This window comes from Streptomyces sp. NPDC086519, from assembly GCF_040686075.1.
GTDB classification, from domain to species: Bacteria; Actinomycetota; Actinomycetes; order Streptomycetales; family Streptomycetaceae; genus Streptomyces; species Streptomyces shenzhenensis.
In genome coordinates this window covers 70520-89835 of record NZ_JBFBJL010000004.1, presented here as the reverse complement: position 1 = coordinate 89835, position 19316 = coordinate 70520, and the positions used below count along the sequence as shown (strand labels likewise).

The window sequence follows — 19316 nt, the reverse complement described above, 5'->3', positions numbered from 1 at the left end:
CCGGTGCGGCCTCCTCCTGTACAGCGCGGGGGAATGAACATCCGCCCGCCTGAAAGGAAAGTTGCGCGATCGTGTATCCGGAAGGAAGATTCACCCGGATCTGCCGGAGGAATCGGGAAGGAGACCCGGGTGGCGAGCGAACCGTCCGGCGCCGATGTGTGGACGAGTGAGGACGGCGACGACGTCGTGTGCCTGCGCCGCTGGCGGGGCACCTGGGCGAAGGATGATCCGCACGCCAACTTCAAGTCGGACGTCGTCGGGTACGGTCTGCTCGACCCGCTGCACACCCTGCGCGGCATGTCCCGCAATCTGGACATCCCGGTGGGGGCCATCGCCCGGTACGTCCTGGCGCGGTGGGCCACCGGCGGCAGCGGAGGCCTGCTCGAGATAGGTCCGGTGATGATCCACCGGCTGTGGGAGCCCGTCGACCGGGCCGAGAGCGCCGGCACCGACGAGGCCCGGCTCGCCGCGTACGACCAGCTCCGGCAGATGCTGTCCTGGCTGAAACTGCCGCTCGACAACCCGGAGATCTATCCGCCGCAGGCGGAGGACCGGGCCGCGGACGGCACGGCGGCGGACGGCACGGCGGCGGACGGCACGGCGGCGGACGGCAAGCCGGCGGGCTGACGCCCCCTCTGCCCCGGTCCGCCGTGCCGCAGGGCCGTCCTGGCGCCGCCGTTCAACACCGTTCAACCGAAGGTGTTCCACACTCGAACATCGCATCCCCGCCCGCTTCACCCCCCAAGAGCCCACCGGAGGCGGATTTCCGTGCATCAGTCAAGCCCTTACGACCACGTCGTCTTGGTGTCTGTCGATACACTTCGCAGTGACGCGATGTCCGCGCATCCGAAACCGCTCTGGCCGCACACCTACCGGAATATCCGCCCGGTGCGCACCTCGGTGCTCGACACTCTGGCTTCCCGCGGGGCGTACTTCCCGAACATGATCAGCGCCGCGCCCTACACGGCGGCTTCGCATGGCGCGATATTCACTGGTCAGTATCCGCTCCACAATGGGCTTCACGAATTCTACAACGGCTCACTGAGGGCCCCTTCGATATTCACGTACGGGCGGCGCGACGGGCGTCGTACCGTGATGAAGGTCGACTTTCCCATCATTTTGGGGAAGGAACTCGGATTCACCCGGGACATCGACACCTACCTCGTCGAGGAGGACGACGCCTTCGTCGAAGCGGTGGCGGCCGCGGACCGCAGCGTCGCCCTGGCGCACTTCGGCAGTGTCCATGTGCCGTACGGATTCCACAACCTCACGCTGGGCGGCGACGCCTACCGCGAGAAGGTGGCCGAGCTGGAGGCCGAACTCCCCGACGAGCTGCCGTTCGTCGACCGCTTGGTGGAGACGTACCGCGATGCCGAGGACGCGGACCTGCTGATGCGCTACAAGCGTGCCACCACGTATCTGCACCAGCAGGGGGCGTACGACCGGCTCTTCCAGCTGTACCTCGACGGCGTCGCGCACTTCCAGGCCACCCGGCTGAGCGCCTTCCTGGACCGGCTCACCGAACGGGTCACCGCCACCGGCAAGCGGATGCTGCTGGTCCTCTTCGCCGACCACGGCGAGGAGTTCGACGAGCAGACCAACGGGCACTTCAACTCGATGTCCGAAGGGGTACTGCGCGTCCCACTGATCATCGTCGGCGACGGAATACCGCCGGGCACGTACGAACACCGCATCCGTACCGTCGACATCGCCCCCACCGCGCTGGACCTCGCTGCCATCCCCGCCCCCGCCCTCAAGAACTTCGACGGCCGTTCCCTTGCCTCCGTGGTACGCGGCACGGAACCCCTTGACGGGGACGCGTCCGCCGTCGCCGAGTCCTACAACGTCGAGCTGAACGACTTCATCGCCTTCCAGGAACGGCAGCTCAACGGCCGGACCCCGGGCCCGCTGCCGCACTTCCTGGTCGGGCACGCCGCCTATCTGGGCGACCGCAGGGTGGTGCGGATGACGCGGCACTATTCCGACTCGCTCCAGCGGGCCACCCCCTGTGACCGCGTCCAGGTCGAACGGTTCGGCGCCGACGGCGTGCCCAGGCCCGACCCGGACGACGACGGCGCGGATCTGCTGGCCCTGCTCGACGACTACCGCACCGCCCTGCGAGAGCCCGAGCCGACCACAGTGACCGACGACATACGTGGTCAGCTCCGCTCCCTCGGCTACTCGGTCTGAGGCCCCGGCATGGACACCGCGTCCCGCACCGGGCCGGACCACCCCAGCACGCTCGGCGGCCCCGGCTGGACGGCCCGCCCCGGCAGCCATGCCGCGGAGGTCGCCGCGGGCCGGACCTGGGCGCGCTGCGGCTACCGCTCGGAGACCGACCCGCTGCGATCCGTGCTCCTCGCCCGGCCGCCCGACAGCACGGGCGCCGTGACCGACGCCCGCGCGCAGCTGATGACGCACCGGGTCGACCTCGGGCGGCTCCGCGCGCAGACGGACGCCGTGGCCGAGGCGTTCCGGGCCGAGGGCGTCGCTGTCCATGTGGCGCACCCGCCACCGGACGCCCCGCCCAACGTGATCTTCCTGCGCGATCTGTTCCTGGTCACCCCGGAAGGGGCCGTGCTGGGGCGGACCGCGTCGGCGCAGCGGGCCGGCGAGGAACGTCACGCGGCGCTCGCGCTGGCGCAGGCGGGCGTCCCGATCGTGCACACCGTCCGTGGCACCGCATCGTTCGAGGGGGCCGACGCCCTGTGGATCGACAGCGAAACGGTCCTGGTGAGCACCGGTTTCCGCACCGACGCGGCCGGGGTCGCCGCGCTGCGCCACGTCCTGGGCGAGCAGGGGGTGACGGTTCTGCCGATACCGCTCGGCCCAGGCGTGCAGCATCTGCTCGGTTCGCTGGTACCCGTCGGTCCTCGGCAGGCGGTCCTCCACTCGGCCGCCGCGACCGACGAACTGCGCGCCGCCCTGCGGGCCCGGGACTACGAGCTGATCGAATTCGAGCCCGACGACGAGGTGGTGCACGCCCGCAGCCTCAACTTCGTCACGCTCGCCCCCGGACGGGTCCTCATGCCGGACGGCTGCCCGCGCACCCGGCGGCGGCTGGAGAAAGCCGGCATCCGGACACGCGTCGTGGACGTCGGCGAGTACGTCCGGGCAGCCGGCGCACTCGGTTGTCTCACCGGTGTCCTGCACCGCTCGCCCGACACCCCGTCAGTCGGGCCGTCCCACGGCGGCAGGGCGGCGAACCCCTCGGATCGATAGACTCCGGCCCCTGCGACGCGTCCCGTCGACCGGGCGTCACTGTAGGCACCGCCGATACAGGTGTGCCGGGGGAACCTCTGCTTTCCCACGCCCGACCCGAACCCTTGAGAGGATCATCAGTGCTGGTCAGTGTCATTATCCCGACCTACAATCGCCCCGAGCGCCTCGCCGTTGCGTTGCAGAGCGTACAGACCCTGGACTTCGACGGTCAGTTAGAGGTGATCGTCGTCAACGACCACGGTGCTCCTGTCGACGACGTGGTCGAGGCCGCCGGCCGGTCCCTGAACGTGCGCCTCATCAACCAGCCGGCGCAGGGCGGCCCGTCGGCGGCCCGCAACGCCGGGCTCGAGGTGGCCGAGGGCGAGTACGTGGCGTTCCTCGACGATGACGACGTCTTCAGTCCGCAGCACCTGACCGGCACCTTGCCGCTGTTGCGGAACGGCGCCGACCTGGTCTACGTCAACATCAACATCGCGCGGACCCGGGTCACCGGTACGACGATCGACGAGGCCGAGGTGTTCGTCCGGCTGGACTTCCCCTTCGACCGCGGGCTGCTCGACGTCACCAACCATTTCGCGCCGTCCGCGGTGGTGTGCCGTTCTCCCCGCGCGGCCGGGGCGTTCTTCGACACGGCGCTTCCCGTCGAGGAGGACTGGGAGTTCTTCCTGCGACTGGTGCACGGGCACAAGTACCGGGTGACGCATCAGCCGGAGGTCGCCATCGCCCTGCACCGGATCCCCAACGTCGAGAGCCTGACGACCCCGACCTCCGACGACGCCACGGCCCTGAAGGTCTACGAGGACAACTGGCACCTGATCTGCGAGCGGTGGCCCGCCACCAGTGAGCGTGCGCGGCACGTGCGCCAGTTCATGCCGGTCATGTACCAGATGGCATACGCCTCGTTCGAGACGGGCACGCCCCTGGACCACCACTACTACGAGCGGACGCTCCGGGTCCTCTACCACGCGCTCGGCGACCCCCTGCCGTCCCCCGAGCGAGTCGAGGAGCAGCTGCGCGCTGCCCTGAACGGCCGCTGACACGGGTCGGGGCCCCGCCTGCGCCTGCGGGCGCGGCACACACTCCGCGTTCCGCACCCGCAGGCGGGGGTCACACGCGGCTGCGCCCGCGATAGACGGCGTCCAGGATGCTGTGGTCGACGACCTTGTCCGCATCCGGGAGGTTCTTCACGCCCGCGGCGCGCAGTCCTGCGTACATGGGTCCGCGCAGCCGCTCGGTGTCCAGTCGGAAGATGCCCTTCTTGCGGGTCATCGCATTCTCCATGAATGAGGTCTGGATCTCATTCCCACGTATCTGCTCCGTAAGGTCGAGGCCGAGATCGGCGCCGTACTTCTCGACCACGAGGTGCGCGGCACGCTCCGGATTCTTGGCGTTGTCCTGCCAGCCGCGGATGGTGGCGCGCATGAACCGCTCCATCACCGTCCTGTGCTGCTTCAGGAATGTCTCCGTGCAGTACACGATGGTCGCATACGCGGGCAGCCCGAGCGATTCGTAGGTCACCGACAAGAAGTCCCTGCCGGGTTTCATCTTGTACTTGGTCTCCAGCGTGACCGGCTGGCTGGTGACATAGCCGGTGAACGCTTTCCCCTTCTTCTTCAGAAGGGGGTCCACGGTAGATCCGGCCGGGATGAATTCGTAGTCTTTCTTCAGTCCCGCCAGCTCGAAAATCGCGTTGATCTGCGGTTTGGCTCCCACCTGGCCCAGGATTTTTGCTCCGCTGAGGTCCCGGGGGTGCCGCACCGGGTCCGAGGCCAGGGAGATCAGTCCGCCCGGGTTGGTCTGCAGCCCGGCCCCCACCATGACGAAGTCATTTCCCTGGGCGACGGCTCCCAGCAGGATCTGCATGTTGGCGTGCACGCCGATGTCGGCTTGCCCGCTGGCCAGCAGGGAGGTGGTGTCCGGTGCGTTCGGTCCGCCCGCCTGGAATTCGACGCTGAGGTTTTCCTCCGCGTAGTAGCCGGCCGAGTCCGCGTACCAGAACCCGGCGAACTCGATGTCCTTGAGCCAGCCGAGCGCCACGCGCACCCGGCCCGTCGACGAGGAGGCCTGCGCACTGCCCGTGTTACTGCACCCGGCGAGCAGACCGCCCCCGAGAGCGGCGGCCCCCGTCGCACCGGCCGCTTTCAGCAGACGCCTGCGGGACAGGGCGGACACGGACTCGTGCGGCTGCGGACGAGGGGATGGGGACGCGGACATGTCGGACGGTCCTTTCGAATGGACGGAACGGAAAAGAAGACGGAAGGCGGAAAGACCGAGGAGAAGAGGTCAGCGGAACCGGGCGGCGTAGCGGCGCTCCACACCGCGCGCGGCCACGAAACACCCGACGGACACCACCGTGGCGATCAGAGCGCCACCCCAGGCGCGCTGCGGCGCCACGAAGATCGTCGCGTCGGCGAAGAGCGTCCCCAGGCCTTCCCGGCCGAGCAGATACTCCGCCAGCATCACAGCGAGCACCGCCGACGGGGCCGTCAGCCGCAGCGCGACGAGGAAGTGCGGAACCGCGTGCGGCAGCAGAAGCCTGCGCAGCACCGTCAGACGGGACGCCCCCAGGACGGTGAACACGTCGGTCATCGCCGCCGGCGCCGAACGCAGCCCCGACAGCACCATCACAAAGGCCGGGAACAACGAGACCAGGGTGGTGACCGTCGTCACCGCAGCCGCCCCGTACCCCGTCACCACGGCGATCACCGGGATCATCGCCACCACAGGAACCGCTCGCATGATCATCACCAGCGGCGTCAGGAGCCCCAGCAGCACCCGTGAGGACCAGACCGCGACGGCACAGCACACCCCCAGTGCCATACCGAGAACCAGGCCGACGGCCGAGTTCAGCAGGGTGTGCCCCAGGGGGCCCGCGTAGGCGGACGGGTTCCGGACGATGTCGGACACCACGGCGTACGGGGCGGGCACCACGATGGCGTTGAGGTGCCGGGCGCGTACCCACAACTCCCAGGCGAGCACCAGGGCGAGCACCGTCCAGTTCCGGGTGAGCACCGCACCCAGCGCCGCCAGGACGCGCCGCCAGGACGCGCCGGGCGCGCTCATTGAAACCTCCAGGCCATCGAGGAGCGCAGTGCCCCCGTCACCGCGTAGGACGCCATTGCCAGCAGGCCGGCGGCCGTTCCCGCCGCCCACAGCAACAGCGTCTGGTCGTTCTGCATGGCGCTGACCAGCAGTGTTCCCAGCCCGCGCGGCGCACCGAACCATTCGCCGACGATTGCGCCGAGCACGGCCGCCGGAGCCGCCTGGGTGAGGCCGTCGAGCGCCGTCGGCACCGACGCGGGCAGTCGCAGCCGCACCAGCGTGGTGATCCGGGGCGCGCCGAGGGCTGTCAGCACGTCCCGGTGCGCCGCGCTCGCCGCCTCCAGACCTGAGGTCATGGAGACGAACATGACGAACCCCACCGCCAGCGCCGCGATCAGGGCCGAGCTGCCCTCACGGCCCACGGCGGCGATCAGCAGAGGGCCGAGCGCGATCAGCGGCACGGCATTGATGACCGCGGCCAGCCGGTCCAGGCCCGGTTGCAGCACGGGCAGCAGCACTCCGAGCACCGCGACGGCGACCGCTGTGAGCGTGCCGGTCAGCAACCCGGTCCCCGCCTCGCCCGCCGTGGCGCTCAGCGACCTGCCCAGCAGGGTACGCATGACCGGATCGCGCAGGATGCCGAACACCTGGCTGAGCGGCGGCCAGTCGCTGCCGAAGAGCTCCAGCCGTCCGACAGCCTCCATCACGCCGACCGACAGCACGGCACCCGCCGTCACCAGCATCCCCGTCCGGATGCGTCCGGCCCGCTCGGCCCTCACCAGCCGTGCCTTCGCGGCAGTCGGCGGCCCGGTTCGGCGGGGCGGCTCTCGTCGGCGGCCGCAGGGCCGCCGAGGTCGCCGTCGAGCAGTGCCGTGAGCCAGTCGACCCGCTCGTGAAAATCGTGCTCCCGCGTCAGCTGACTGCCGCGCGGGCGCCGCAGGCGGACCTGCTCCGTATGCCGCACGCGGCCCGGTCGACCAGTCAGCACCACCACTCGGTCGGCGAGCAGCACGGCCTCTTCCACATCATGGGTCACCAGGAGGGTGGTGATGCGCTGCTCCGACCAGATGCGCGCGAGCTCGAAGTTGAGGCGGCGCCGTGTCACCACGTCCAGCGCTCCGAACGGCTCGTCGAGAAGCAGCACTTCGGGATTCAGGGCGAGGGCCCGCGCGATGGCGACCCGCTGGCACATCCCTCCCGACAGCTGGCGGGGGCGTGCCTCGGCGAAGTCCGTCAGCCCGGTCAGCCGGAGCAGCTCGCTGACCCTGTCTCGGTCGACCGGGCGGCCCGCAGCCCTGAAGGGCAGGGCGACGTTCCCGGCGACGCTCTCCCAGGGAAGCAGTGCGTGGTGCTGAAAGGCCACGCCCAGCCGGTGCTCCGCGACCAGGGCCGCCGGTGGACGCCCGTGCACGCGGACCCGGCCCGCGGTGGGCTCTTCGAGTCCGGCGAGCAGCCGCAGCACGGTGGACTTCCCGCAGCCGGAGGGACCGAGCAGACTGACGAACTCGCCCTTGCGGACGGTGAGATCGACACCGTCGAGCGCCACCGTGGTACGCCGACGTGACGAGAAGTGCTTGACGACTCCGCTCAGCTCCATCGCCGCCGGCGCGGCAGCGTCTCCCGGCCCGGGCCCCGTGTCGCCGCCGGAACCCGGAACACCCTCCTTCTCCCCGGCGGCGGTGCCGTCCCCGGTGTCGGAGACAGTCGGCGGCATCGAGGCAGGGGTGGACTCGCCCATCGCATCACTCCCAGATCAGTCGGCAGCCGAGGTGCCGGTCGGTGCGGTCGGAGGTGGAAACGGCTCTGTCACCGGCTCCCTCCCATCCGCCGTGGAGGCAGAGAGCGGGGCTCCGTGAACATGCGGGCAGCTCCGTCGCACGCCACCCGGTTCGCTGTCCTCACTCGTCCTGCCGAGCACGGACTGATCGGCGACTCCATGACCCTGTGAACCTGAGGATTCATGCAGAGGATTGCCCGGCTGCCGCGGGCCGTTCCCGACGGAGAGTAATGCAGGGATTCCGTTCGCGACCATGGTGTTCAATCATTTCTCCGCGGTCCTGCCCCGGGTGCGGTGCGCGGCGTCGACGTAGCGTTCGTGCGCAGCTCACGGGCGTGTTTAGAATGCGCCTTCCCTTCCCCGGCCGGCGCGGGTCGGCACCGTGAGGCCTCGACGCCGACCACACAGGAAGCAGGAAGAGTGAACGAAATGAGTCAGTCGCTCGAGCCCGCCCACTTAGAGGAGCGCAAACGGACCCGGCCTGCCTGGGCGGTGCTCGCGGTGGTCTGTGGGGGGCAGTTCCTCGTCGTGCTCGACGTGTCGGTCGTCAATGTGGCACTGCCGTCCATGCGCACCGACCTGGGCCTCGGTGAGACCGAACTCCAGTGGGTCGTCAGCGCCTACACGCTCACCTTTGCCGGATTCCTGCTGCTCGGCGGCAGGCTCGCCGATCTCTTCGGCCGCGAACGCACCTTCCTCACCGGCCTCGGCCTGTTCACGGCGGCCAGCCTCGTCGGCGGCCTGGCTCAGGAACCCTGGATGCTGGTCACCGCCCGCGCCGTACAGGGCCTCGGCTCCGCGGTGCTGGCACCGACCACCTTGTCGATCATCACCACGACCTTCCCCGAGGGCCCTGAACGCACCCAGGCCATCGGCATCTGGACCGCGGTCGGCGCCGGAGGCGGGGCCACGGGCGGCCTGATCGGCGGTGTGCTCACCAGCGTCCTGTCCTGGCACTGGGTGCTGCTGGTGAACGTCCCGATCGGGGCGCTGCTCCTGGTGAGCGCCGCGCTCTGTCTCCCGTTGCGCCGCGACGAACTCGCCCGGCGGCTGGACCTGTCCGGCGCCGTGCTGGTCACCGCGGGCGTGGCCGCGCTCGCGTACGGCATCGCGCAGAGCACACCGCACGGCTGGGCGTCCTGGCAGGCACTGCTGCCGGTCGCCGGCAGCCTGGCCGCCCTCGCGCTCTTCGTCCTGGTCGAGTCGCGGACCGCCGAGCCCCTGATCCCGCTGCGGCTCTTCCGGATCCGCTCGGTGTCCGTCGCGAACACGGTCCTGCTCACCGCCGGCGCGGCAACTCTCCCTGTGTGGTACTTCCTCACCCTCTACATGCAGAACCTGCTCCACTACAGCCCCGTACAAACCGGACTCTGTTTTCTCCCGCAAACCGTGTCGGTCGTGCTCAGCTCCACACTGTCGCCACGGCTGATGAAGCACGTGGACGCCCGCCTGATCGGCGCGGCGGGCGGGCTGCTCGCGGCCGGCGGCATGGTCTGGCAGAGCACACTCACCGTTCACGGCACCTTCCTGGGCACGATTCTCGGCCCCGGCATCCTGACCATGACCGGCGCGGGACTGCTGATGACGCCCATCACCGCGGCGGCCACCTCCAGGGTGCCGGCGCCCGAGCAGGGTGCTGTCTCCGGAGTACTCAACACATCCAGCCAGTTGGGCGGCGCGCTTGGCCTGACCGTCCTCACGGCGGCGGCGTCCGGCCGGATCTCTTCGCATGCGCAATCAGGCGTCATCGCCCCGGAAGAGCTCACCGCGGGCTACTCGCTGGCCTTCCTGACCGGCTCGGCGTTCCTCCTCGCCGGCGTGCTGCTGACCGCTCTGCTGCCGAAGCCGGTCCTGCGGGAGGAATGACCCCGCAGCCGGCCATGCGTGCGGCGGACAGGAGCCGACGAGGCTGCGGTGGCGCCGAGTCGAGACCGCGGACGGTTCCTCGACGGCACCGGAGCCTCCGGCGTTGCGGGCGTCACCCGACCAGTGACCACGATGCAGGGCTCACTGGCTCGTCCGGCTCCGGCGAGGTCGTCAGCGCCGTGAGCCGGCGGCGGTCGTACGGGGAGAAGCGGCGGTCCAGACGCTCCTGCAGACGTGCTCTGGCGTCGTCACAGCGACCTGCCGACACCAGCGCGTACAGCAGGGTCTCCTCGACCACCTCGTGCTGTGCGGCGCTGCCGCCGACAGTGGGGAGCTTGGGCAGGATGTGTTCCAGCTGCCCGGCCGCCTCTGCCCATGTCCCCTCCACGACGTGCCCGAACGCCTCGCACAGCGGCGCGATGACCTCCCGCTGCACCGGGTCGGCGTCCAAGGCGTGGCACTGCAGCCGCCGCAGCCCCGGAAGGTCGCCCGCGGCGGTGAGGGCGACCGCCGCGTGCAGGGCGGTGAAGGCGGTGACCGGGTGCTCCAAGGCGTCCGCGGCGACCGCGTTCATCACGTCGGCGATCGGCATCCGGCCCTGCCAGGACCCGGTCAGCCACGCCCGCCACAGCAGGGAACCGGAATCGACCAGCGCACGGACTCCCTTGACCTTCGCGGGAGCCAGCTGGGCCGTCCACCTGCGGCGCACGGCCACGGCGTCGTCGAGGGCCAACTCGTGCAGAGCCGCGTGCCAGGAGAAGTGGGCGCGGTGTGTGACCCCGCGCCCGTGGCTGCCGAGCCACTCGTCGAGCCGTGCCCGTCCCGTCCGGTGGTCACCGCGTTCGTAGTACACATGCGCCAGCGCGTGCATGGCGTGACCCGAGTGGGGTTCCGCGGCCAGCGCCTGCTCGGCCAGCGCACCGGCCTCGTCGTAACTGCCCTCCTCCTGCCGTACGAAGGCAAGCAGGGACGTGTGGAACCAGTGCCCCCGGTGGGCCGGCGCGGTCTGCTCGACCAGCCGCACCGCCGCGCCGCCGTGGGCGTCGTGCAGTCCGGCGAAGGAGATGGTCGGGACCGCGGCCGCGAGTGCCAGCCGATCACCGGGATACTCGCCGAGGTACCGCAGCAGGGCCTCGTCGGCTTCGGCGGCTGTGCCCCGGACCCGCCGGGCCACCATCTCCACGAAGGCGCGCTCGCGTTCGTCGGCCCGCTCGCGCGCGCATCTGCGGGCATCCGCCAGCGCACGATGGATGTCGACGTCGGCACCGCTCTCGTATCCGATCAGAGCAAGGGCGGCGTGGCCCGCGGCGAAGCCCGGATCGAGGGCCGTGGCTCGGCGGAACGCCCTCTCGGCCCCGGCCTGCACCTTCAGCACGCGATCCGTCCCTGAGCGGTACGCGGCCGCGGCGGCGGAGTGAGTACTGAGCGCGAGCCCGCCGCCGTCCGAGGGCCGCCGGATCACGCGCCGGACCGACGCGGCCGCGGCGCGGCGGACGGCCGGCAGGGCGAGCACTCCTTCGGCCACCGCCGCGGCCTGGACACGGATCTCCGGAATCGCGGTGGTCTCCCACAGCTCACCCCGGCGCGGCGCACCCAGCGTCCACACAGGGTGGCGCGTGCTCCCGGACCGGTCGCGCAACCGCCCGTCCACGGTGGACACGCCCATGCCGAGGGGACCCGGCACCGCAACGCCATGCCCCTGAAGGTTCCGCCACAGCGGATCGGGTGAGTCCGTCAGGAGCAGGCCCGGGCCCGTGCAGTCGACCACCCAGCCGGCACCGAGTTCGTGGCCGTCGCCGAGGACGACGGCCCACCTGTCCGGCGTGAGCGCCCGAGCGCCGACGACCTCTCCCCGCCTCGTACGCAGCCGCCGCGTTCGGCGCATCCGGGCCACGGCCTCGGCGGTCACCGGCGGCATGCGGTGACGGTGCACGTTCCACAAGGCGGCGTCCTGTTCGAGGAACTCCACGCGCTCGTCGAGGGACAGGGACGCCCACAGCTCCGCCGTGTGCCGGCGCAGGCCGTCCATCGCGGGGCGCCAGTCGCCCTGGGCACGCAGAACCCGGCTCAGGTGCCGGCGCACCACAGCGCGCACCACGGGCAGTGGCTGCCCCGGGCGCAGATCGCCGCATGCCTCGGGGAGCAGGTGCGTCACCATGTGCGCCCGGGGCAGCAGCCCGTTGCGGGACACGGCGTGAACCGTACGGCCGGGCCGCTCCAGCCTCAGGGCCACGTCCACAGCTGTCAGTCCGGTGCCGACGAGGAGCACGTCGTCCGTACATCCGGGTGCGGCCAAGGCGTCCAGAGCACCGGGCGCCCACGGATCCGCGATGAAGCGGTCGCTCTTGCGCAGGGCAGTGGGCAACCTGGCGGAGGAAGGAGACGTCGGGCCGTTGGCCAGCACCACCCCGTCAGCGTCGACGGCCGTGCCGTCGGCCATCTCGAGTCGGGCGGCCGCGCCGGTCCCGCCGCCGAAACGGCAGCCGGTGACCCGGGTACGCAGCCGGCGGACTTTCACGGTGCCGTGTGCCGCGATGATGGACTGACCGAGGGTGTCCGCGAGGTAGGCGCCGTAGCGGTACCGCGAGACGAAGTCGGCAGCGGTGACGGTGGGTTCTCCGTGGCGACAGAGCCAGCGCACGAAGTGGCCGGGATCATCCGGGTAACAGCTCATGTCTCCGGCACGCACATTCAGCAGGTGCCGAGGATCACGGCTGGCATACGCCCTGCCCCGCCCGGCCTCCGGCGCCGGGTCGATCAGCAGGACCTCCAGCGGGATCCGCCTGCGCACGGCGGTCTCGCACAGCTGGATGGCGACCAGTGTTCCGGCCGCACCCAGACCCACAACCGCCACGGATCCCCGCGGCGCGGACGTGGATGGCGTCATGCTGCCTCCTGTCGGTACGACGAGTTGGCCGGGCCGACGCCGGGCACTGATCGCGTGGGCGCCGTGCTTGACGAGAAGTCGGGGCTGGGCGGCGGGTACGGCCCGGTCCGCAACGCACGGGCTATGCATGCACCAGCACGCCGTAGTTCACCATTTTCATGAACTACCGGCAAGCACCGGGGTATTCACGTTCCCGCAGCCATTTCGTCGGGGCGGGTGGCTGTGAGAATCTTTCCGAATGCGGATCTCGGCAAGGACGGATTACGCGGTGCGTGCGATGGCGGAGCTTGCAGCTGCCGCCGGCACGCCTCTCACGGCCGAGCAGGTGTCGGCTCGTCAGGACATCCCGCAGCGTTTTCTCTTCGAGGTCTTGCGGGAGTTGAGGATGGCCCATCTGGTGTCCAGCGTGCGCGGCCCCGGCGGCGGATACGTGCTGGCCGCGGCGGCCGAGGACATCAGCCTTGCGGCAGTGATCCGGGCAGTGGACGGCCCCCTGGCCAAGGTGCGGGACCTGAGTCTGAGCGGGCTGGAGTACCCGGGCCCCGCCGCGGCGCTCCCGGACGTGTGGCGGGCCGTGCGGGCCAGCCTGCGCCAAGTGCTCGAGACCACCACGTGCGCCGACCTCGCCCGTGGAGAACTGCCGGAGCTCGTACGGCACCGGGCGCAGGAGTACGCCGCCGAGGGACCCCGTACCGGATGGTGAGTCACTGCGGCTCCCGGCGCCTCTGTGAGGCCGGCCCCTTTTGAGCTGCGGTCAGGACACGCCGATTCCGGTTTCCACGCCGTCCAGGGCGTGACCGCACGGGCAGGAACGCCGGCGGGAAAGTCTCTTCACGGCGCTGAACAGCACCGGGCGCAGCCGGTCGATGTTGTCCGAGAAGACGCGCAATACCTCGTCCTGAGTGACGCCCTCACCGGCCTCCACACCCGCGTCCAGATCGGTGACCAGCGCGATCGAGGTGTAGCAGATGCCCAGTTCGCGTGCCAGCGATGCCTCCGGCTGGCCGGTCATGCCGACGATCGACCCGCCGGCGGCGGAGTACCAGCGCGATTCGGCGCGTGTGGAGAAGCGAGGTCCCTGGATGACCACCAGCGTGCCGTCCTCGCGCGGTTCCCAGCCCTCCGCACGGGCTGCCGCCAGCGTCGTCTCCCGGCCCACCGGGCAGTACGGGTCGGCCATCGGAACGTGCACCACTCGCGGAACAGCACCGTCGGAGCGCCGACGGCCGTCGTAGAAGGTGTGTTCCCGGCCGTGCGTTCGGTCCACGACCTGGTCGGGGATGACGAGGGTGCCCGGCCCGAGCTCCGGACGCAGACCGCCCACGGCGCAGGGCGCGAGTATCTGGCGCACGCCGACGGAGTGCAGTGCCCACAGGTTGGCGCGGTAGTTGATGCGGTGCGGGGGAACGCAGTGGGTACGGCCGTGCCGCGGCAGGAAGGCGACGGTCCGCCCCGAGTACTCGCCGATGAGCAGCGCGTCACTGGGCGGACCATAGGGTGTCTCGACCATCACCTCGGTGACGTCGGCGAGGAAGGAATACAAGCCTGAGCCGCCGATGACGCCGATCCCGGCGTCGGGCAGATCGGTCATTCTCGCTCCTGTCGGCAGGGGGCCGTGGGCAGGGAAGACAGGTGCCGGGGCGGTCGCGAAGCGACGTGGTCCTTGTCCGGGGGCATCCGGTTCGACGTGCCGGCGCCGAGCGCCCGCGGGCCCGCCTCGGGCACGTGGTCCGCAAGCGCGGGGCGCCGTCTGTGCTCCCCCTGTCCGGCGCGGCCGCACTGCGCCCCCGGGCCGGCCCCTGGCCGTCCCGGGGGTTTCTCGTCCGCCCGTTCGCCGGCGGTGCCGAAACCGCCGATTGCGGGCCGTTGGCCTGTGGTCATGCGCTCCTCGGTCAGATCCAGTGGGCGGGGTCGACGTAACCGAGGCGGTCGGCCACGTGCAGGGTCGCCTTGTCCAGCGCCCGCCCGATCAGGTCGGCCCGCGTCTGCCACCGGCCTGCGCGGGGCCGCGCGGTGGCGACCACGGGGGCGATGCCGTGGTGGACGGCGTGCCGGAAGGCACCGCGGAGCGGGATACCGAGCCAGCGGCTCAACCGCTCGAAGGACGCGATGCGGCGTTCGGACCCGCCGATGAAGTCCTCGAAGCGCAGGGTCAGGCTCTCCGTCCGGCCGGATTCGAGGTCGTCCAGCACTGCCTGATGGCTGCTGCGCCATTGGAAGGCGCAGACGTTCAGCAGCGGAGCGTCGGTGAACTCCTGCCAGCCGGGAGGCAGATCGAACTTCCACCACCACCGGTTGTCCTCGCACCGCTCCACGTAGGTGCCGATCGCCAGGGGTGCGTTCATCCGGTGCGCGTGGAAGCCGTTGTGCAGCCACCCGTCGTACAGGCCGTTCACCGCGGCGGCCGGATTGCGGGTCAGGTGCAGTACCCGTACCCGTGCGTTCGGGAACAGCGACCGCAGGAAGTCCAGGCGGTAGACGTTGCTGGGCGTCTTGACCACCAGCGTCCGGTCGCGCAGATCAGCGGGCCGGACCCGGCGCCACGGGCGGGCCAGTACGAACGGCGGCTCTTCGATCAGGAAGGGCCCGGGGGCGTTGGACGAGGGCGTACCGAAGCCCTCCCGGCGCAGCAGGTCACGGGGCAGGTCGTAGTACCAGGGGTTGACCGGCAGCCCCAGTCCGTGCAGGTGCCGCAGCACCGCCAGGGTCACCGCGCCCGGGTCCGGGGCCGGAGCGCTGCCCAGCAGGCTCCTGGCCAGGCCGGCGACCTCGAGCGGGTCCAGCGGCACGTGCGGCCACTGGACCGCGAGCCGCCAGGCCACGTCGAGCGCCAACTGCTCCGGGTCCGGGTCGTCGGCCACGGCACCCGCGTCACGGGCCAGCTCCTCGTCGAGCAGGTGCCGGAGGGCCGGCGCGAGCGTGTCGAGGTGCCCGGCGTCGAGCCTGTCGGAGCCGCTCCCGCTGTCCGGATGGCCGAGGCCCACCAGTCGCAGGAACGGGTTGATCTCCGCCTGGAGATGGACGAGGTCCTGCGATGCGCGCAGCGTCTCGGTGAGCATGCTCGAACCGCCGCGCGAGCTGGAGGCGATGACGAGCAGGGACCTGACCTGGGCCGTGAAGTCCTCTGTGGCGCTGCCGCGTTCCTGCCGAAGCAGTTTCAGCCGGTCGTGCAGGGACGACAGCACGTCGGGGGTCGCGGCGGTGGGATGCACGTCCGTTGCGCGGATCACTGGGGCTTCCTGAGCGAGTACACGCACCATCGCCACTGGTCCCGGATGGACCCGTCGGGCAGAACCTCGAACGGATGGACGCTGCGAACCTCGGGCGGTGCGTCGTAGAACAGCCGCTGGATCTCACGCCGGTGCGCCGGAGTCGTCTCGTGGGTGTCGATCCACCGGTCGATGGACTCCCAGAGCAGGTGCTCCGTCATCCGTACGTCGGTGAAGCCCGCGCCCAGCAGCAGGGAGCGGAACTCCTCCTCGCGGAACATCTGGTAGAGCAGCGGCTGCTTCTTCTTGAAGACGCGGTACATCCAGAAGGCGTCCTCGTCGGCGTACGGCACTATCTGGCCGACGATGAACTGACCGCCGGGGCGCAGCACCCGGAAGATCTCCGACACCGGCCGCTCGGGCTGCGGCAGAAGGTGCAGCACCTCACGGGTGACCACCAGGTCGAAGGAGGCTTCCGGGTAGGGCAGGTCGTACACGGTGCCCCGGTCCACGCGATCGAGCCGGGTGGACGCCAGTTCGACCATTTCCGGTGTGAGATCCAGGCCGATCATCTCCCCGACCCGGCCCCGGAAGGAGGCGCCCACGACGCCGCTGCCGCAGCACACGTCCAGCAGCCTGGCGTCCGTCGGGACCTCACACATGTCGGCGTGCTTGGTCAGCAGCTCCTCGTCGGTCAGCCAGGTGCACGAGTCGTGCCAGTCCTTGGAACGGATCCCGAACTGTCGCTGGTAGACCGTGTAGTCGATGTCCAGCTCGCGGCGCTGGTGCCGGGCGGTGCGGCCCGCCAGACGGGCGGCGAGCCGGGCTCGGGCAGCGTCCAGAACGCGGTTCGCCACCTGCCGTCCGAGGCGGTCGTCGGACTCGATGCGGCGCGTGAACTCGGCCTCCACGGCCTTCTGCACCACCCGGCCCACTTCGGCGTTCTGCAACCGTTTCTTGGTCTGCCCGTCGAATCTGGGAGCGGCCATCCGCAACGATACGACCGCGGTGAGACCTTCGAGCACGTCCACGGTGGTGATGCGTTCGCCGGTGCGGGAGTCCAGCAGCCGGTGGGCGGTGGCATAGCGGTTGATCACCTCGGACAACGCCGCCCGGATGCCGTCCACATGGGCCCCGCCCTGGTCGGTGCGCACACCGTTGACGAAGCTGCGCAGTTCCTCGGTGTAGCCCTCGGTCCACTGGAAGGCGAGATCGAAGGAGACGGTGTCGTCGGCGGCGAAGGACACGACCACCGGCTCGGGATGGACGGTGAGGGCACCGGCGTTGAGGTGGCCGAGGAAGCCGCGGACACCGCTGCTGAAGGCGTACCTCGTCTCCGTGCCGGTGCGTTCGTCCACCAGCCGGGCGGTGAGGCCGTTGTGCAGGAAGGCGATCTCCTGGAGTCTTTCGCCGAGGGTCCGGGCGGAGAACTCGACGGTGTCGAAGATCGACGAATCCGGGAGGAAGGTGATGACGGTGCCGCGACGCTCGGTCGGGCTCTCCTCGGCCAGTTCGGCCTTCGGCTCACCGCGGGCGTACTCCTGGCTGTAGTGAACGCCACCGCGCCGCACGTCCACGCGCAGCCACTCGGAGAGCGCGTTGACGCAGGAGAGCCCGACCCCGTGCAGACCGGCGGAATGCACGTAGTTTCCGCTGGTGAACTTGCCGCCGGAGTGCAGGGTGGTGAGGACGACCTCGCACGCGGGTCGGCCGGTGTCCGGGTGCGGATCGACCGGGATGCCACGGCCGTCGTCCTCCACGACGCATGTGCCGTCGGCGCGCAGGGTCACCGACAGGGTGCCGCAGTAGCCGGCCTTGTGCTCGTCGACGGCGTTGTCCAACAGCTCGAACACCAGGTGGTGCAGGCCCTCCGCGGTGGTGGACCCGATGTACATCGAGGGGTTGCGGCGCACTGCCTGCAGACCGGAGAAGACGACAATCGACGCCGCGTCGTACCGGTTCGGTGCCGCCGCGGTCTGTGTGAGGAGATCTTCAGTCATCGGCTCCTCCGTGAGGCGCAACGAGGGCGGGCTGCTCGCCGGGTGAGCGGGTGAGGTCGTCCAGTGCGGCCTTCAGACGGCCGGTGTGCCGTTTCTTGAGCGCCGTGAGGGTGCTCAGCCAGCTCGCGGCGTCGGCGTGCCCCTCCTCGTGGGCGGCGGTCGTCAGCCGCGGGTAGAGCTCGCCGGCGTCGTGGAGGGCGTCGACCAGCGAGGAGGCCAGATTGAGCCGGGTGTCGCCGACGCCGTCCTGGCCGTCGGGGTCGCCGGCGTCGCGTAACACGTCCAGATGCCCGTGCGCGGCACAGACGACGCTGTCGGCCAGCTCCGTGAACAGCCGCGCGATCTCGCCATGCCCCTCGATCTCGGCCGTCTGGGCGAAGTAGGTGTAGCGCAGTGCGGACGCCGCTTCCCCGGCGAGTGCTGCGCGCAGGTCACCGGCGAGTCCGTCAGACAGATGCGTCATGGCTCTCCTCGGAACTGGTGCGCGCGGTCGGTGGTTTGGACCCGGCCGCCAGGACGAACAGCATGTGGTCGGTGAACCGCCCGTCGGCCTCGCGGACCGCGTGCAGCGAGCGGAAGTCGGAGGAGGCGTTGCGGTAGACCTCACGGATCGCTTCCCGGCGGTCCTCCTCGATGGCGCCGTTGTCCGACCAGACGTCCACGTTCTCCACGGAAACGTACGACCGGGTCTCCGTCTGGTCGCATCCCGCCTTGCGGAGCAGTTCCTCCAGGTCGGAGGGGAGGAAGAAGTGGCGTCGTACGGGGTTGCGCAGCCGCAGGATCTCGAAGTACTCCTCGCGGTCCCGCTCGTCGTAGGCGCAGAGGTTGACCAGGACGACCCGGCCGCCGGGCCGCACCACCCGGACCATTTCCTCGACCGCCGCGGGCAGGTCCATGAACTGGACGCCCTGCCGGCACACGACGATGTCGAACGTGGAGTCCTCGAAAGGAAGGTGCTCGGCCCCGGTGACCACCAGCCGGTCAAGGTGCGGGACGGCCTGTTCGGCCATCTCCTCGGTGAGGTCGACTCCGACCAGCTCCGCCACCCGCCCGGTGAACAGACGCGACACCAGGCCGGTGCCGCAGGCCACGTCGAGTACGCGGTCCTGCCGGCCGGGCCTGGCGAGGGCCAGTAGCAGCTCGCCGAGCTTCGTGTCGGTGCACCAGGAACTGGAGCGGTCGTAGGTGGGTGCCCGCAGGGAGAAGTGGTCGGCTACGTCCTTGCGACTGATGGTCAAGGGGAACTCCTCGAAATGGGCCCGTGCTCCTTCACACCCAGTCGGGAGCAGGCAGGGCGCGGGAGATCGGCGGTG

16 protein-coding genes are annotated in these 19316 nt (G+C 70.4%); 6 read left to right on the top strand and 10 right to left on the bottom strand.

Features of this window, described 5'->3' with window-relative positions:
- Window positions 1-129: 129 nt before the first annotated feature.
- The 4 genes from AB0P24_RS06115 (at window position 130) to AB0P24_RS06100 (ending at window position 4259) form a co-directional block, all read left to right on the top strand.
- Window positions 130-627, top strand: a complete 498-nt coding sequence (locus AB0P24_RS06115) for a DUF6027 family protein (RefSeq protein WP_365791015.1) — start codon at window positions 130-132, stop codon at window positions 625-627.
- Between the two features lie 72 nt (window positions 628-699).
- Entirely contained in the window at window positions 700-2190 is a 1491-nt protein-coding gene (locus AB0P24_RS06110) for a sulfatase-like hydrolase/transferase (protein ID WP_365791014.1), read from the top strand.
- 9 nt (window positions 2191-2199) lie between these two features.
- Window positions 2200-3222, top strand: coding sequence for an arginine deiminase family protein (locus AB0P24_RS06105; protein ID WP_365791013.1), 1023 nt, complete (start codon window positions 2200-2202; stop codon window positions 3220-3222).
- Window positions 3223-3284: 62 nt separating this feature from the next.
- Window positions 3285-4259, top strand: coding sequence for a glycosyltransferase family 2 protein (locus tag AB0P24_RS06100; protein WP_365791012.1), 975 nt, complete (start codon window positions 3285-3287; stop codon window positions 4257-4259).
- Window positions 4260-4329: 70 nt separating this feature from the next.
- Here the strand turns inward: AB0P24_RS06100 and AB0P24_RS06095 are convergent, their stop codons facing one another.
- The 4 genes from AB0P24_RS06095 to AB0P24_RS06080 form a co-directional block, all read right to left on the bottom strand.
- Window positions 4330-5394: an ABC transporter substrate-binding protein gene (locus tag AB0P24_RS06095; RefSeq protein WP_365791011.1), complete on the bottom strand. Its 1065-nt coding sequence runs from the start codon at window positions 5392-5394 to the stop codon at window positions 4330-4332.
- A gap of 111 nt (window positions 5395-5505) precedes the next feature.
- Window positions 5506-6285, bottom strand: a complete 780-nt coding sequence (locus AB0P24_RS06090; RefSeq protein WP_365791010.1) for an ABC transporter permease subunit — start codon at window positions 6283-6285, stop codon at window positions 5506-5508.
- Window positions 6282-7043 carry an ABC transporter permease subunit gene (locus AB0P24_RS06085; protein WP_365791009.1) on the bottom strand — a complete coding sequence of 254 codons (762 nt, stop codon included), beginning with the start codon at window positions 7041-7043 and terminating at the stop codon, window positions 6282-6284. The genes AB0P24_RS06090 and AB0P24_RS06085 overlap by 4 nt, the downstream gene beginning before the upstream one ends.
- Window positions 7040-8002, bottom strand: coding sequence for an ABC transporter ATP-binding protein (locus AB0P24_RS06080; protein WP_365791008.1), 963 nt, complete (start codon window positions 8000-8002; stop codon window positions 7040-7042). The genes AB0P24_RS06085 and AB0P24_RS06080 overlap by 4 nt, the downstream gene beginning before the upstream one ends.
- A 468-nt stretch (window positions 8003-8470) precedes the next feature.
- Between AB0P24_RS06080 and AB0P24_RS06075 the strand changes: the two genes are divergently transcribed.
- Window positions 8471-9907, top strand: coding sequence for an MFS transporter (locus AB0P24_RS06075; protein WP_365791007.1), 1437 nt, complete (start codon window positions 8471-8473; stop codon window positions 9905-9907).
- 112 nt (window positions 9908-10019) lie between these two features.
- On the opposite strand, the gene AB0P24_RS06070 is transcribed toward AB0P24_RS06075, so the two are convergent.
- Window positions 10020-12794: an FAD/NAD(P)-binding protein gene (locus tag AB0P24_RS06070; protein ID WP_365791006.1), complete on the bottom strand. Its 2775-nt coding sequence runs from the start codon at window positions 12792-12794 to the stop codon at window positions 10020-10022.
- Between the two features lie 238 nt (window positions 12795-13032).
- Here AB0P24_RS06070 and AB0P24_RS06065 point away from each other — a divergent pair, with 238 nt between their 5' ends.
- Window positions 13033-13497, top strand: a complete 465-nt coding sequence (locus AB0P24_RS06065; protein ID WP_365791005.1) for an Rrf2 family transcriptional regulator — start codon at window positions 13033-13035, stop codon at window positions 13495-13497.
- Window positions 13498-13548: 51 nt separating this feature from the next.
- Here AB0P24_RS06065 and AB0P24_RS06060 read toward each other — a convergent pair whose 3' ends face one another.
- From AB0P24_RS06060 to AB0P24_RS06040, 5 genes are all read right to left on the bottom strand, one after another.
- Window positions 13549-14385 carry an S-methyl-5'-thioadenosine phosphorylase gene (locus tag AB0P24_RS06060; RefSeq protein WP_365791004.1) on the bottom strand — a complete coding sequence of 279 codons (837 nt, stop codon included), beginning with the start codon at window positions 14383-14385 and terminating at the stop codon, window positions 13549-13551.
- A 301-nt stretch (window positions 14386-14686) separates the two neighbouring features.
- Window positions 14687-16024 (bottom strand): sulfotransferase, encoded by a 1338-nt coding sequence (locus tag AB0P24_RS06055; protein WP_365791003.1) that lies wholly within the window; start codon window positions 16022-16024, stop codon window positions 14687-14689.
- Window positions 16021-18003: a methyltransferase domain-containing protein gene (locus AB0P24_RS06050; protein WP_365791002.1), complete on the bottom strand. Its 1983-nt coding sequence runs from the start codon at window positions 18001-18003 to the stop codon at window positions 16021-16023. The genes AB0P24_RS06055 and AB0P24_RS06050 overlap by 4 nt, the downstream gene beginning before the upstream one ends.
- Complete coding sequence (locus AB0P24_RS06045; RefSeq protein ID WP_365791001.1) at window positions 17996-18466, bottom strand: rubrerythrin family protein; 471 nt, start codon at window positions 18464-18466, stop codon at window positions 17996-17998. The genes AB0P24_RS06050 and AB0P24_RS06045 overlap by 8 nt, the downstream gene beginning before the upstream one ends.
- Window positions 18450-19241: a methyltransferase domain-containing protein gene (locus tag AB0P24_RS06040; protein ID WP_365791000.1), complete on the bottom strand. Its 792-nt coding sequence runs from the start codon at window positions 19239-19241 to the stop codon at window positions 18450-18452. Before AB0P24_RS06040 ends, AB0P24_RS06045 begins: the two co-directional genes overlap by 17 nt.
- Between the last annotated feature and the right edge of the window lie 75 nt (window positions 19242-19316).

Bases quoted from the DNA above. Each gene is read 5' to 3' on its own strand.
- AB0P24_RS06105 (WP_365791013.1), top strand. From the start codon at position 2,200: ATGGACACCGCGTCCCGCACCGGGCCGGACCACCCCAGCACGCTCGGC.
- AB0P24_RS06090 (WP_365791010.1), bottom strand. From the start codon at position 6,285: ATGAGCGCGCCCGGCGCGTCCTGGCGGCGCGTCCTGGCGGCGCTGGGT.
- AB0P24_RS06080 (WP_365791008.1), bottom strand. From the start codon at position 8,002: ATGGGCGAGTCCACCCCTGCCTCGATGCCGCCGACTGTCTCCGACACC.
- AB0P24_RS06075 (WP_365791007.1), top strand. From the start codon at position 8,471: ATGAGTCAGTCGCTCGAGCCCGCCCACTTAGAGGAGCGCAAACGGACC.
- AB0P24_RS06070 (WP_365791006.1), bottom strand. From the start codon at position 12,794: ATGACGCCATCCACGTCCGCGCCGCGGGGATCCGTGGCGGTTGTGGGT.
- AB0P24_RS06065 (WP_365791005.1), top strand. From the start codon at position 13,033: ATGCGGATCTCGGCAAGGACGGATTACGCGGTGCGTGCGATGGCGGAG.
- AB0P24_RS06060 (WP_365791004.1), bottom strand. From the start codon at position 14,385: ATGACCGATCTGCCCGACGCCGGGATCGGCGTCATCGGCGGCTCAGGC.
- AB0P24_RS06050 (WP_365791002.1), bottom strand. From the start codon at position 18,003: ATGACTGAAGATCTCCTCACACAGACCGCGGCGGCACCGAACCGGTAC.
- AB0P24_RS06045 (WP_365791001.1), bottom strand. From the start codon at position 18,466: ATGACGCATCTGTCTGACGGACTCGCCGGTGACCTGCGCGCAGCACTC.